General features: G+C 48.9%; 15 protein-coding genes. 4 read left to right on the top strand and 11 right to left on the bottom strand.

The window, feature by feature from the left end; translation table 11 throughout:
* Positions 1-123: 123 nt before the first annotated feature.
* Positions 124-309 carry a hypothetical protein gene (locus QZ942_RS01775; protein ID WP_292992864.1) on the bottom strand — a complete coding sequence of 62 codons (186 nt, stop codon included), beginning with the start codon at positions 307-309 and terminating at the stop codon, positions 124-126.
* 58 nt (positions 310-367) lie between these two features.
* Here QZ942_RS01775 and QZ942_RS01770 point away from each other — a divergent pair, with 58 nt between their 5' ends.
* Positions 368-538: a hypothetical protein gene (locus QZ942_RS01770; protein WP_292992862.1), complete on the top strand. Its 171-nt coding sequence runs from the start codon at positions 368-370 to the stop codon at positions 536-538.
* Positions 539-564: 26 nt separating this feature from the next.
* Here the strand turns inward: QZ942_RS01770 and QZ942_RS01765 are convergent, their stop codons facing one another.
* Both QZ942_RS01765 and QZ942_RS01760 read right to left on the bottom strand, forming a co-directional pair.
* Entirely contained in the window at positions 565-981 is a 417-nt protein-coding gene (locus QZ942_RS01765) for a divergent PAP2 family protein (protein ID WP_292992861.1), read from the bottom strand.
* A gap of 2 nt (positions 982-983) precedes the next feature.
* On the bottom strand, positions 984-1,868 hold the full coding sequence (locus tag QZ942_RS01760) for a decaprenyl-phosphate phosphoribosyltransferase (RefSeq protein ID WP_292992859.1): 885 nt from the start codon (positions 1,866-1,868) through the stop codon (positions 984-986).
* Between the two features lie 191 nt (positions 1,869-2,059).
* On the opposite strand from QZ942_RS01760, the gene QZ942_RS01755 reads away from it, so the two are divergent.
* From QZ942_RS01755 to QZ942_RS01745, 3 genes are read left to right on the top strand one after another with little or no spacing between them, the layout of a single operon-like run.
* Positions 2,060-2,461, top strand: coding sequence for a GtrA family protein (locus tag QZ942_RS01755; RefSeq protein ID WP_292992858.1), 402 nt, complete (start codon positions 2,060-2,062; stop codon positions 2,459-2,461).
* A complete protein-coding gene (locus QZ942_RS01750) occupies positions 2,458-3,756 on the top strand; it encodes an FAD-binding oxidoreductase (RefSeq protein WP_292992857.1) in 1,299 nt (432 codons plus the stop codon). Before QZ942_RS01755 ends, QZ942_RS01750 begins: the two co-directional genes overlap by 4 nt.
* 1 nt (position 3,757) lies before the next feature.
* Positions 3,758-4,510, top strand: coding sequence for an SDR family NAD(P)-dependent oxidoreductase (locus QZ942_RS01745; protein WP_292992856.1), 753 nt, complete (start codon positions 3,758-3,760; stop codon positions 4,508-4,510).
* Positions 4,511-4,656: 146 nt separating this feature from the next.
* Here the strand turns inward: QZ942_RS01745 and QZ942_RS01740 are convergent, their stop codons facing one another.
* From QZ942_RS01740 to QZ942_RS01705, 8 genes are all read right to left on the bottom strand, one after another.
* Entirely contained in the window at positions 4,657-4,995 is a 339-nt protein-coding gene (locus QZ942_RS01740) for an addiction module antidote protein (RefSeq protein ID WP_292992855.1), read from the bottom strand.
* A 9-nt stretch (positions 4,996-5,004) separates the two neighbouring features.
* Complete coding sequence (locus QZ942_RS01735) at positions 5,005-5,295, bottom strand: type II toxin-antitoxin system RelE/ParE family toxin (protein ID WP_292992854.1); 291 nt, start codon at positions 5,293-5,295, stop codon at positions 5,005-5,007.
* Between the two features lie 383 nt (positions 5,296-5,678).
* Complete coding sequence (locus QZ942_RS01730; RefSeq protein WP_292992853.1) at positions 5,679-6,407, bottom strand: Crp/Fnr family transcriptional regulator; 729 nt, start codon at positions 6,405-6,407, stop codon at positions 5,679-5,681.
* A 24-nt stretch (positions 6,408-6,431) separates the two neighbouring features.
* Positions 6,432-7,256 carry a response regulator gene (locus QZ942_RS01725; protein WP_292992852.1) on the bottom strand — a complete coding sequence of 275 codons (825 nt, stop codon included), beginning with the start codon at positions 7,254-7,256 and terminating at the stop codon, positions 6,432-6,434.
* Entirely contained in the window at positions 7,246-9,375 is a 2,130-nt protein-coding gene (locus QZ942_RS01720; RefSeq protein ID WP_292992851.1) for a PAS domain S-box protein, read from the bottom strand. The genes QZ942_RS01725 and QZ942_RS01720 overlap by 11 nt, the downstream gene beginning before the upstream one ends.
* 363 nt (positions 9,376-9,738) lie before the next feature.
* Positions 9,739-13,260, bottom strand: a complete 3,522-nt coding sequence (gene dnaE / locus QZ942_RS01715; protein WP_292992850.1) for a DNA polymerase III subunit alpha — start codon at positions 13,258-13,260, stop codon at positions 9,739-9,741.
* Positions 13,261-13,351: 91 nt separating this feature from the next.
* Positions 13,352-14,371, bottom strand: coding sequence for an alpha/beta fold hydrolase (locus tag QZ942_RS01710; RefSeq protein ID WP_292992849.1), 1,020 nt, complete (start codon positions 14,369-14,371; stop codon positions 13,352-13,354).
* A gap of 152 nt (positions 14,372-14,523) precedes the next feature.
* A partial coding sequence (locus QZ942_RS01705) for a hypothetical protein (protein ID WP_292992848.1) occupies positions 14,524-14,710 on the bottom strand: 187 nt, incomplete at its 5' end.

Genomic DNA, 14,710 nt, shown 5'->3' with positions numbered 1-14,710 from the left:
ATCCACAACCAGACTGATTGCATCCAGTTTGAATTCCTTTGTATATTGTTTCCTCGTTTCCATTTCTTCCTCCAATTAAGATTATTTTCTCTTAACTGGAGTGTCCGGGTCTATTGGACCACATCAGTATGGCACTTGGAGGAATGCAAAGTCTTTGTATAGCTCTTGGTCCTGAGCAACAAAGACACTTGCAGAAATATACATATGCTCATCGACCAAGGAAGTTGTCATGCTCATGGCAAATGCACCTGCGATTGCAAAAATAAGAATCGGAATTAAAAACCAGAGAATTAATTTGTCATTCTTCATTTGGAGAGTGTTCTAGAATTTGTGAAAATGGTGTTTGGTACTGCCAAAGTTAAACTGAATGGTAAACTTATTTAATATAAACCTCCACCTATTGTGGCATGGATTGCAACATGCCACGCAGTGTAGTGGATCAATGGGATGGTCCTGCCGACGTACACGAAACGGCATTGCCACCATGAAAGGTGAACAAATAGACAGCATCGGAATTCGTGACGCAGCAGGTTATTGAATTGCTATGCTACCCTAAGTCATCCGTCAGCCAAAGACTGCCTGAACTCCGGCTGAAACAGCGATGCCTACCAGGATACCCGCAGCGATCTCGATGCGAGTGTGGCCCATACGTTCCCGCAAGATTGAATGATCCTTTGAGGATGCCGCCAATTTATTGATAGCCGCGGCATGTTTGCCCACCTGGTGACGCAGGCTGTTCGCATCCAGCATCACAATGAAAGCTAGCGTGATGGCCACTCCGAAAGCAGGATGATCAATACCTTCTTTGAAAGCAATCAGCGCCGCCATGCTACTGACAATGGCGCTATGATTGCTCGGTAGGCCACCGTATCCGATTAGGCCGAAGGCTAGTTGCTTTGCCTTGATGCTGTTGTACGTGAACTTCATGATCCCAGCAGTGAGCCAAGCCAGGAAAGGAGTCAGTGCGTAAGAAAAATCCATGATCATCCCTGCATCGGCCATAGTGCCCAGACGCATGCGGCGACCCAAAGCGCCACCGTAAGCAGCAATTGCCAATCAGCCAGTAGTGCATCTGTCGGTGACTCACCGCCGTCCAGCTCCTCGACTACGTACCAGTAGCGGAACAGACCAAATAGTACCAACGGCACAGTGAAGACCAGTTGGGGCTTGGACGACATCACGAACATGCTGTAAAAAATCAGTGAACTAGTCGCGGATATTTCGGCATAACGATCTACCAGGGATACCGAGTACTTTTCCAGCACTTTGCGGCCTTGAGTGCCACTCTGGCTAAGCTCTTGCCGGCGTTTTACTGCGGCCAAGTAGAGAGCGAGGCTAAGCGTGGTGACGAACATCCATGCTGAAACCGGCACCGCCAGGGCCATGGCGCCCGCATAGACCCGGAGCACAAATCCGATGGAAATGGTGAAGATGTCTACCACCGGCTGGTGTTTCAGCACAAATGTGTAGGCCAAATTCAGAGCCAGGTATGCGATGATCACCAGCACCACATTCGGAGTGAAGAACCAGCCACAAACCAGAGCGGCATACAATACTCCCAGCATTACCCTGGCAGCTGGAATCGATACGGTGCCGGCGGCTAAGGGGCGGGTCTTGGATTTCTTCGGATGACGACGGTCATGCTCGATATCGTGCATGTCATTGAGTATGTAGGTCGCCGATGAGGCCAAACAGAACAGTAGCATTGCCAGCAATGCATCTTTAACCGCACCGGAATTCAGAAATCCCCCGGAAAATAGCAGCGGGGCCAAGACAAAGCTGTTTTTTACCCACTGTTTCGGCCGCAAGAGCTTAATCAAACCAAGCAATTGCCCTAGAGCCGAGCGGGTTACTATGGTACCATTCATAGATTCTAAACCTTGATATTATTAAAGGCTCTACCACCATTAGTATTATTCGCAATATTAATTATTGCAAGGCATTATTTAATATTCAATGAATTAAAATGATTGTAGAGGGAATATTCTAATCTAAATCAATTGATTACATTAGCTTAAACATTTAAAGGTGAGAGTGCCTGATTAATAAACTTTACTCGATGAAGCTGGCAATTACATATGCAATTCTTGCACTAATCGCGACAGCAGCAAACATCGGTGCTCAGGATATAGTCATTCGCGGTTATTCCGGGGCATTCGACGTCTTGGTCTCGGTGGCAGTTGGTACCGCCGTGGGGCTCGTTGTTAAGTATGTTCTAGATAAGCGTTATATTTTCCGCTTTCGCGCCCGCAATGTAGTGCATGATGGTCAAACCTTCGCGCTCTATGTCCTGATGGGGTTAGCGACGACGGTTATTTTCTGGGGTTTCGAGTTCGGTTTCCACTATCTCTTCGAGACCAAAGAGATGCGCTACCTGGGTGGTATTATCGGTTTGGCCATTGGCTATCTGATCAAATACCACCTCGATAAGCGTTTTGTCTTCCGCACGGGGAATGTATGAGAATTGTTTCCTCATGGGGACGCCTCAATGCGCATCCTCATCATGTCATTGGTCTTAACGATCCGACTAAGGTTAAGAGCTTGGTTTCTGGCGGTCATTCGGGCGTGGCTCATGGTATGGGCCGCAGTTACGGTGATGTTTGCCTCAATCCTAACGGTGTTCTTTGGTTTACTACGGGGCTTGATCATTTCATTTCCTTTGATGACAATACCGGACGACTGGTGTGTGAGGCCGGTGTTTTGCTGCGAGACATTCAGCGATTGGCCATTCCGCGTGGCTGGATTTTGCCAGTCACACCGGGCACGCAGTTGGTGACTGTTGGAGGTGCCATTGCCAACGATGTACATGGCAAGAACCATCATTTCCTCGGCTCTTTTGGCGATCACGTTCAACGCATCAAGTTGATTCGCACCGATGGTGAAACCATCGAATGTGGCCCGCAACTCCAGTTGAATTGGTTTGCAGCAACCGTCGGTGGCCTGGGGCTCACAGGTGTTATCGTGGAAGCTGAGATCCAACTGCGTCGTATCGCTGGTCCTTGGCTGGATACTGAAACAGTACCCTACGCCAATCTGGATGAGTTCTTCCGATTGGCCGATGACTCTGAAAGCGGCTGGGAGCATACGGTCTCCTGGATCGATTGTGTTTCGGGCAATGGTGGGAGAGGACTTTTTATGCGGGGCAACCCAACGGACATAGGGCAGCGCATGGAACCGAAGAGCCGTAAACTAGCCATGCCCATCGTGCCACCGGTTTCGTTGGTGAATCGGCTATCGTTGCGACCTTTCAATGCAGCTTATTACAATCTGAAGAAATCTAAGAAAGGACGCGCCATTGCGCATTACGAATCCTTTTTTTACCCATTGGATAATCTCCTTGAATGGAATCGGATGTATGGGCCAAAGGGCTTCTTTCAGTACCAAAGCGTAGTGCCCCGCGAAGTCGGTCAGGATGCGGTTCAGGCCATGCTGAAAGAGATCGCGCGATCCGGAGATGGCTCCTTTCTTGCCGTCTTGAAAACCTTTGGAAATCGACACCCTGTTGGGATGATGAGCTTTCCGCAGCCTGGGGTAACCCTGGCGCTTGATTTCCCTAATAATGGGGAACGTACACTTAAGCTGTTCGAAAGCATGGATGCCATCGTGCGTGAGGCTGGCGGGCGCATCTATTTGGCCAAGGACGCGCGCATGCCGCGTGATCTTTTTGAAGTAGGTTATCCACGCCTGAATGAATTTCTGAAGTACCGTGACCCCGGAATCAGTTCAGGGCTTTCACGCCGTTTGATGGGAGGATGAATTGAACAATAAGAAACGAATTGTCATTATCGGTGCCACCTCAGCCATGGCTGAGCATTGCGCCAGGTTATGGGCACAGGGACAGTCATTGGACCTGACATTGGTTGGACGAGATGCCGTACGGACTGAACGGATTGCCGTCGACCTCAGAGTTCGCAGCCCGCAATCTGACATCCATATAATTCAAGCCGACTTTATCGATCCTGCTAACATCCAAACCACAGTCGATGGCATCGCCATGCAGGGAGCGGTTGATATCGTACTGATCGCTCATGGTTCCTTGCCAGAACAGACCAACTGTCAGAACGATTTGCAGATGTGCAGCGACGCGCTGGAGATCAATGGGATTTCGCCCGTGCTATTCGCCGAGGCTTTTGCCAAGCATATGGCAAAAGCTAATCACGGCACCTTGGTGCTGATAGGATCAGTGGCGGGTGACAGAGGGCGTAAATCCAACTATATCTATGGTTCTGCTAAAGGTTTGGTCACTCGATATGCGCAGGGTTTGCAGCACCGTTTCTCTGGAACTGGCGTCAAAGTAGTCCTTGTAAAGCCAGGTCCTACAGACACACCGATGACGGCTCACCTAAAAACTCAGGGCTCTAAACTGGCTTCAGTTGAGGAGGTTGCGCAAAGCATTGTCGATGCAGTGGAGCGCGGCCAGTTGACAGTATATGCACCCAAGAAGTGGAAGTTGATTATGTTTATTATCCAGCATTTACCTAACATTATTTTTCACAAATTAAACATCTAGTGGTCAGTCAGTTTGAAAAACGAGGATACAAACGTGTCAGTTTGCGATGAGCATCCTGAGAAGTGAAACGCTAATTGACGGGAGCAGCTTTGGCATTGAGGGCATTGCATTTGCCTCTACTTCACGGCGCAGATGATCAGTACGCGCTATTTTTTGGCGTCAGCAGTAGAGACTTGTTGAACGGGAGGAATTAATGCTACCTGCGCGTGCAATTTCAGTCCTAATACATTGATGACTTTTAATATCGTATCGAAGTCTGGACTTCGTTCGCCAGAGAGTGCTTTATACAAGCTCTCGCGAGACAAACCTGCATCACGAGCTACTTGCGACATACCCTTAGCACGCGCGATATCTCCCAGTGCCTTGGCAATGAAAGCAGCGTCTCCATTTGCTTCCTCAAGACACGCTTCAAGATATGCTGCCATCTCTTCGGGGGTGCGAAGGTGTTCAGTGACATCGTAACGAGTTGTTCGTGTTTGGGTCATTTTGAATTCCTATAGATTGCGTGCAAGTCGCAGAGCGGTTTTTATGTCGCTTACCTGACTTCGCTTATCGCCACCAGCGAGCAGAATTATTAATTCGTGTCCATGTTGCTTGAAATACACCCGATAACCTGGGCCATAGTTAATCCGCATCTCGGAAACTCCCTCACCGACTGGCTTAACATCACCGGGATTTCCGGTTGCCAAGCGCTCAACCCGAACCAGAATACGAGCTCTTGCACGGATGTCATGCAGCGTGTCAAGCCAACTGGCATAAACCTCAGTCTTTCGGATTTCAACCATCGATCGAGTGTAGTCTTGAGGCTACATAGTGTCAATCAATTCGGCGCAATATTGATTGCGCCTTACGAGCTTTCGTAATGCCGATACACTTAAGGTAACTCTGAATAACTGTCATTTCGGGCGTAGCGAGAAATCTATGGTATTGATTGCCAAAGATTCCACACTTTGTTCGGAATGACATATGAGAGTTATTCAGAGCTTCATCAAGTATTCATACAACGATCAATGATAAAGTGCCAATAGAATTTGAAGAAGGATTTAATATAGTGTCTGGTTTTATTTGGCCACAGCACATTGAGGCAGAAACTGAGGTGAGGCCAGCCACTTATTTTTTACCCAGCATTGTTTAACAGGACTGAAAGCAATAAGTTTTTTATGGTGATTTACAGTCCCTTGCGGTATTGTACATCGCACAGTAGGCGACCAAATTCTTTCTTGACTACACCGTAGCACTCGCAAACGGAGGCCTCTAGTCCGGAACGATCGAGTACTGTAATGTGACCGCGGCGGTAGTGAATATTGCCCGCGCGCTGCAAATTTCCGGCTGCATCGGTAATGCCTTCGCGGCGTACGCCAAGCATAATGGCGATTTGTTCTTGTGTGATGACGAGTTCTTGAGCGGGTGCGCGATCGAGTGTCAACAATAGCCAGCGGCACAACCGCTGTTCTATCGAATGGTGCCGATTGCAGGCCGCTGTCAGGCTCATCTGTGTCATGAGTGCTTGGGTGTAGCGTAACAACAAGTTTTGCATCAATCCGGCCCGGTTGAATTCCTGTTTGAGTATACGGCTTTCAAGGCGGTAAGCGAAGCCGGCAGTTTGCACCATGGCCGAACTGGGTGTGGTATCGCCGCCCATGAAGAGTGCAATCCCGACGACGCCTTCATTGCCGACGCCTGCGGTTTCGGCGGATGCGCCAGACTCCGTTACATAGTGCAACGAGACGATGGCGGTGGTGGGGAAATAGGCGTGCCGTAATTGTTCGTCAGGTTCATAAAGGTATTCCCCGAGCGGCATTGCGACCAATTCCAAGTGCGCCGCAACGCGTTCGAAGTCGGTTGCAGGAAGCGCGGCGAGGAGGTGGTTTTGATTGGGGCTATGGGGTAAGCGCATGGCAGAGTATTCGAAATAGGGGATCTATTTCTTGGATGTGATCTCTAATCCGATGCCGCGGTAACCGATGTAGCCACAAAACCGGTTGAACATGGGCTCCCCGCTGACGCGAAACTTTTGATGTGAACCATCGTCATTAATGCGGCTAAATTCAAAATCCAGGAAGGGTTGCCGTGCGGCAATCTTTGCCTGTAATTCTGCGTGTTCCGCTGCATTCCATCCGGATAACTTATCGTTACTTGATTCGCCCGCCAAGGAGTCGACTCTAACGCCGAGCATTTCCAGAACCGGACCGGAGACTTTGGTAAAGTTGCCGCTCTCGTCTTGCTCCCAGTACCAATCGGAGGCTAATTCGGTAAGGCTGCGATAGCGCGCTTCGCTTTCGCGTAGTTCGGCCGTACGTTCCTGCACAGTCTGCTCCAGTAATTGATTGTGTTGATGAAGTAACTTATAGAGCAACCGCACTTCGAGTATGTTATGGATGCGCGTTTTCACTTCCACCAGATCAAACGGTTTACTGATAAAATCCTTGGCACCAGCTTGCAACGCACGCAGCTTGTGGCCAGGCTGCGCCGTAAGCACGATCACTGGCAGATAGTCATCCGACTCGTTGGTCTTTAAGCCTTCCATCACCTGAAATCCATCCATATTGGGCATCTGTAAGTCGAGCAGAATGAGGTCATAGCCGGTCTTACGATGCCGTGCGCAAACTTCCTGCGGATTCATGGTTGATTCCACTTGCGTATAACCGGCTTCGCTCAGTAACTGCTCAAGCATGCTGACATTGGGTGCTTGATCATCAACAATGAGGATGCTGGCGCTAAGAATGTCGGGGGTACTAACTATCATATTTTTTTTCCAAATTTGTGTCGGCTGATAGCATCTCGGAAAATTCTAGCGCTACGTCTAGGGTATCGAGAAATTCGTTTAGTTTGATGGGTTTTGTGAGGTAACGGAAGAATCCGACCTCAAGACCTCTTACGATGTCTCGCGGCATAGCATTGGCACTGAGCGCGATAACCGGAATATGGGCTGTTGTTGGATCTTTGCGCAGAATTTCCAGTGAATGGATTCCGTTAATACCAGGCAGATTGATGTCCATGAGGATCACATCCGGCAGCGAAGCGCGTGCCACTTCGATACCATGAAGGCCATCTTGAGCGCTCAGCAAGTGGATATCAGGCCGGCGTTCGAGCAGGTTTTCTACTAACAGCAGATTAGCCGGATTGTCCTCGACATAGAGTAAGGTGCGTAGCGGCGCTTCCGCTGAAATCTTTGCCGGGATGATAGCCAGGAATTGATCATCATCTAGCGCTATTTGTGGCGCAACTGTCCGATTTAATTCGATCCAGAACACACTGCCTTCCCCGACAGTGCTTTCCGCCCCAATTTCTCCTCCCATTAATTCTACCAACCGTTTACTGACTACCAGACCGATGCCCGTGCCTTCCTCTGTGCCGGTCTCTCGCCCAAGCCGGTTGAATGGCTGGAACAGTTGTGAGAGATTATCCCCGCTCAAGCCTTCGCCGGTATCAGTAATGCTAATGCGGATACGTTCTGCAGTATTTGCGCTGTAGTTCACTGCCACCGTGCCACCTGCTTTATTGTATTTGATCGAATTAGAAAGCAGGTTGATGAGAATTTGTTTTACTCTTGTCCGATCCGCCTTGACAAAATAGGGACAATCGAACTGAGGAAAAGTCAGGGAGATGCCGCTTTTTTGCGCCTGAGGCTCAATCATGGCTTGGCAGTCACTCATTACCTCGTTTAACGACATGGGTTCCAGTGACAACAACAGCTTGCCGGATTCGATCAACGCGAGATCAAGGATTTCGTTGATCAAATCCAACAAATACCAGCCTGCCAAGAGAATTTGATCAATATTGCTCTTCTGGCGGGGGGTGAGCGGCGGTGAACCTGATTCGATTAATTGGGCGAAGCCGAGGATCGCATTAAGCGGAGAACGCAGCTCATGGCTCATGCTGGACAAGAAATCTGATTTTGCGAGGTTGGCTTTCTCCGCGATAGACTTGGCACTTTCAAGCTTGATATTTGTTTCATGCAGCGCCTGATCAAGATGTTTGCGCTCCGTGATGTCGCGCGCTGCAGCAAACACACCTTGCAGTGTTCGGTCACGGTCGTGAAAAGTCGTTGCGTTATAAGACACAACCGTTTCCTTGCCGTCTCTGGCGTGTGCAGTTAGCTCATAATTGGTAATCCGATTTTCAGCCAGCACCCTTTTGATGCCTGCTTCCGCTCGTTCCGGATCGGTGAAGTAATTCTTGAACGGTGCGCCGATCAGTTCATCTCGCGTGCAACCAGTAAGCGCTTCCATTTGCTTGTTGACATCCGAGATCATGCCGGACGGATCGGTGGCTATCAGTGCATCCATATTGGACTCGATGAGAGAGCGTGTGTAGAACTGCTGGTCGCGCAAACGCTGATCGAGTTTCTTCTGCTCCGCTTCAGCCTGTTTCCGCAGCGTATTATCAGTACCAATCAGCAGAAAGCCGATGATTTCGTCCTGGGCGTCGCGTAGTGCAGTGACGGAAACTACTGCTGGGAGTTGACTGTCATCCTTGCGGATGAGAGTAAGTTCGTAAATATCCTCGATACCCCGTGAGGCTTTGAACACTAGCGCTTCAAGGCCTGGTGTAATCGGTGTGGAAAGTTCGATGCTTAAAGCTTTGGCACGTGCAATTATTTCTTTAGGATCAGAAATATCTGCTAATGTGATTTTGTCCATTACTTCTGCAGCTGTATAACCCAGCATGCGCTCTGCACCCACGTTAAAAATTTGAATTACACCTTTGGCGTCAGTCGCGATACTCGAAAAATTAGCGCTATTGAAAATTGCGTTTTGTAACGCTCTTGTTCTATGCAAAGTCTCCTGACGCCGCATTTCGGTAGCGCCGTCTGCCTTAGCATCACCATTAGGGATGATTGTGTCGATTCCTGTTTCAAACAAAGCCAGTCTCCGTATAAAACGTACAACTGCACGCGTTCAGATTTCGTGTATTGGAATAGAAGGCGAATGCAGGAAAATCGTTAAGAAGTGTATTTCTTTGAATTACTGTCAATGACACCTTACATAGGCTTGCCGCATCGGTGCTGGTGGATTAACACTTAGTGAATGCGGCGACATGCTATCTACTATACGCTAAAAAGGTTTTTATATCTTTTGTATGGCTATGTCTGTGCGGTATCGAGCATATGTAAGCTTATGGGAGAAATAAATGTTTTTTATCAAAGACTCTAATAGGAGAAATGGAACAACGAGTGTATGGGCGGGGTGGGAACCAAAGGAATCAAGCACGATTGATTTGGGTGTTCAGTAAGTAATCTCAATATTCTCCGCTTTAAAGTGCGCGGTTAACGATTGCAGCAGGTCGTCGTGCAGATTAACCCGCCAATCATTTCCCAATTCAAGCTCGCCACTGGCAAACTCATTGTGATAGACGACTGCGACCGGGCAGGCTGGGTGATTATTATTGCCGGATAAGCCGGATTGCTGAATTTGCTTGGCGAAGGGTGCCAGTAATGTTTTGAGGCTGGAAACCTGGATGAGAGTGGAGGGATCGCAATGGATCCTGATTTGTTTGGCAAAGCGCGAGCGGATCCCGGCGAAATCATAGAGCTGTTCGGCGGTAATTCTGAGTTCGTCGCCTTCTTCGCCATTGTATCCACGGTTACTGATTTTCGCTTCGGCGATTAGAAGCTGATCTTCTTTTAACCACGCGCGATTGGCATCGAATAATTCGCTGAAAATGACCAATTCAACACGCGCTTTGCCGTCGTCCAGATTGATGACGCCCATTCTGCCGCGGCGTGTCATTTGCACGCGGATGGAATGAATGATTCCAGCGAGCAATTGCGGTTCACGGCTTGGATTCAGCCGATCAAGCCGGGTGCGGATGAATCGTTTTAGCTCTGCGGCGTAGGTATCAAAAGGATGCCCGCTAAAATAATAACCCAGGCCGATTTTTTCATGGCGAAGTTTCTCCCGGTCGGACCATGATTCCGCATGAATCAGTTGTGGCTGCATATGGGATTGATCTCCTTCACCACCAAATAAATTGGCCTGACTGGAAGAGCGGCTCATTTGCTCGGCGGATTCGATCGCCAGACCGACAGAAGCCAACAGGCTGGCACGGTTGGGATTGATGGCGTCAAACGCGCCGACGCGGATCAGTGATTCCATCACGCGGCGATTGGCGATACGCCGGTCGACACGGCTACAGAAATCGAATAAATCGGTAAACGGCCCCGTTTGTTCGCGCACGGCAACGATCGAGCTAATTGCGGATTCCCCGGTGCCTTTTACCGCACCGAGACCGAAGCGGATGGTTTTGTCATCGGCTGGGATAAAACGGTAGCCGGAACGATTGATATCGGGAGGCAGAATCGTCAAGCCATTAGCGATGGTGTCCTCAACAAAAATATGCACTTTGTCGGTGTCATCCATATCGGCGGACAAACACGCTGCCATAAATTCGGCCGGGTAGTGTGCTTTCAGATAAGCGGTCTGGAAGGCGATCAGTGCGTAAGCAGCGGCATGGGATTTGTTGAAGCCGTAACCGGCGAATTTTTCCATCAAGCCGAACAGTTCGGTGGCTTTATCCTTGCTCAGGCCGTTATTCACAGCGCCATTCACGAAAATATCGCGCTGTTGTGCCATTTCTTCAACTTTCTTCTTACCCATCGCGCGGCGCAATAAATCGGCGCTGCCGAGACTGTAGCCGCCGATGACTTGCGCAATCTGCATGACCTGCTCTTGATAAATCATGATCCCATACGTTGGACCCAGAATCATTTCCAGGCGGGGGTCGAGATACTCAATCGTTTTTTTGCCGTGCTTGCGTTCAATAAATTCCGGAATTAAATCCATCGGGCCGGGGCGGTACAACGCAACCAGCGCGATGATGTCTTCAAAACAATCGGGTTTTGCTTTTTGTAATAAATCGATCATGCCGCGCGATTCAAACTGGAAGATGCCGACCGCGTTGCCTTTTCGCATCAGCGCGTAGGTGCGTTCATCTTCAAGCGGCAGTGTCTCCAGTGAGAATGGCCGGACAGCGGACTCAATTTCAGTAGAAGGCTCGCCTTTTTTGCGCGATTGCCGGATATAGCCGACGGCGCGATCCAGGGTGGTCAGCGTGCGTAATCCCAGAAAGTCGAATTTGACCAAACCAACTTTTTCCACATCATCTTTATCCAACTGGCTGACGACCGAATCACCGGATTCCGTGCAATAGATCGGGCAGAAATCCGTGATTTCTCCAGAAGCGATCAAGACACCGCCGGCATGCATGCCGACGTTGCGTGTAATGCCTTCCAGGCTTTCCGCCAATTCGAGCAAATTGCGCACATCTTCTTCCTCTTCGGCGCGCTGATTGAGCTGCGGCTCAAGCTGACGCGCTTTTTTTAACGTCATGCCGATCTCAAAGGGTATCAGTTTGGCGAGTTGATCGACAAAGTTGTACGGCAGATCCAACACCCGGCCGATATCGCGAATCACCGCTTTGGCTGCCATCGTGCCAAACGTGACGATTTGGGAAACTTTTTCCGTGCCGTAGCGCTGCTTCACGTATTCGATGACTAATTCGCGTCGGTCCTGGCAGAAATCAATGTCAAAATCGGGCATGGATACGCGTTCTGGATTCAGAAAGCGCTCAAACAGTAAATCATAGCGTAACGGATCGAGATCGGTGATTCCCAATGAGTACGCCACTAATGAACCGGCCCCGGAGCCGCGCCCGGGACCGACTGGCACGTCGTTGTGTTTAGCCCAGTTGATGAAGTCGGCAACGATCAAAAAATATCCGGCAAACCCCATCTGAATAATGGTGTTGACTTCAAACTCAAGGCGCGATTGATACTTGGGCATTTTGCCATTGCGCACGGTTTCATCAGGAAACAGGCTGGCCATACGCTGTATCAGACCGGCTGCAGCCTGGTCGCGCAAATATTGCTCCAGACTCTCATTATTCGGTGTGGGAAACAACGGCAGCCGGTTGATACCCAGTTCCAATACCAGATTGCAGCGCTTGGCAATTTCGATTGTATTCGCCAGTGCGCTGGGAATATCGGCAAACAATTGGGTTATCTCGGCTTGTGTTTTGAAATATTGCTGTTCTGTAAAATATCTCGGACGGCGCTTGTCATCCAAGGTATGACCTTCTGCGATACAAACCCGCGCTTCATGCGCCCGGTAATCTTCTGCGTTCAGAAATTGTATGGCTTGGGTGGCAACGACAGGCAGATTGAATTTTTTGGCCAATACCAGTGATTGCTGGACTAGCATGACTTCATTGGCGTGACCATCCCGCTGGATTTCAATATAAAATCGATCAGGAAACAAATTTGCCCATTTTTGCGTCAGAATTTCCGCTTGTTGCAGATTATTTTGCAAAATGGACAATCCGATGTCGCCAAAGCGAGCGCCTGATAGCGCGATCAATCCTTGCGTACCCGATTCATTCGAATGCAACCACGATTCCTTGATCTCGGCTCTGCCATGAGTCTGGTTTTCCCGATAGGCGCGGGATAACAGACGGGATAACAGTAAGTAACCGGCGTGCGATTGGCAGAGCAGTAAAAGCCGGACTGGCTTGTTACGATCGGATTCATTGGTGATCCAGACATCACAGCCGAGAATTGGTTTGATGCCATTTTTATAAGCGCTTTGGTAAAATTTGACCAGACCGAAAAAATTCGAGAGGTCAGTCAATGCCAATGCAGGCATCTGGTCGGCCACTGCTTTGGCAACCACCTCGGGAATACGGACCGTGCTATCCAGAATGGAGTATTCGCTGTGTAATCGCAAATGGATAAAAGCGGGGTTGGTTGGCATGAAGTTACAATTCGAGTCTGAGGTGACACGGAAATTTATACAATCGAGCGCTATTCTACATTATGTTGAATTCAGCAGAACTTTTTAAAATTTAGGGTCGTTCGCGCTCAGTCTGCTGGCATTGGTAGTGAAAGAAACTGAGTATCTTTTGTGGCAGCCAATTTAATTTTCCTGGGAATGGGCCTTGCATGAATCCGACGTGGCCGCCATGCTCCGGAAATTCCAAAGTAACAGCGAGGGATACCGCTTGTTGATCCGGTAATGCCGATGCTGGCATGAAAGGATCATTTCGCGCATTAATCAATAAAGTAGGTACTTTGATATGTCTGAGCCATTGATTGCTGCTTGACTGCCGCCAATAGTCATCGGTATCGCGAAAACCATGCAAGGGTGCCGTGACCAGATTGTCAAAATCGTAAATTGATGCGCATTTTTTGAGCGCTTGGGCATCAAATAAGCCGGGAAATTGTTCCAGTTTTTCAAACGCTTTGGTTTTGAGTGTCGTCAGAAAATGACGGGTATACACTTGATTGAACCCGGTATCCAAAGCTGAACCGGCAGCCGCCAGATCAAGCGGAACGGATACCGCTGCAACGCCTGCCACGAGTTCTTTTGCTTGTCCCCCTTTTTCACCCAGCCATTTCAATAGCGCATTGCCACCCAACGAAACGCCCATCACATAAACCGGTTGCGTCACGTTTTCTGCTCGCATTTGATTGCTAACACGCTGCAGCATCCAATCGATTTCAGTGGAATCGCCGGCGTGATAGGCGCGAGACAAGCGGTTGGGTATCCCGGAACATCCACGGAAATGAATAACAACGCTACGCCAGCGGTAGGTTCTCAGGCTATTAATCATACTTAAAATATAGTGACTGGATGAATCGCCTTCGAGCCCATGGAAGAATATTACTAAAGGCGAATCGGCAGAGCCGTCCGTCCAATCCACATCGATGAAATCACCATCATCAAGTTCCCAGCGTTCGCGCCGGTACATGAACAGTTGCGCAGGCTTATTGAAATAAGGATAAAGTGTTTGTATATTCCCGCCGGGTAGCCAGGATGGCGCTGTATAACGTTCTGTGTATAAAGGAATGGTGCTTTCAGACATAGTTGCTGTTTTCACTGAGACATTCGGGTTATTTTTAGTATTCAATTGTGGGCACTAGTTTACCGTGCATAGATTCTAATATAAAAATGGCCAGCTTTTTTTGCTGGCCATTTTAATTGAGATTAAGATGCCTCAGAGAATGGTTAAGATTCCTAGAATTTACTCCATTGATCACTGTGATCACCGACAGCAATTTTACTTCTTTTGTTTAACAGGCCGTTGAAAAACCCGGCACTTTCAGTCTGAATTCTCGTTTTTAAAAAGCTGCGAGCATTTCGGTTATCTTTCAGATCTGTTTTTTTATCCGGAATGTTCATTCTTTGTGCAATTTTGTGAGAA

Source organism: Nitrosomonas sp., from assembly GCF_021731985.1.
Taxonomy (GTDB): domain Bacteria; phylum Pseudomonadota; class Gammaproteobacteria; order Burkholderiales; family Nitrosomonadaceae; genus Nitrosomonas.
The sequence above is the reverse complement of the archived record's forward strand: the minus strand, read 5'-3'. Positions and strand labels throughout refer to the sequence as shown.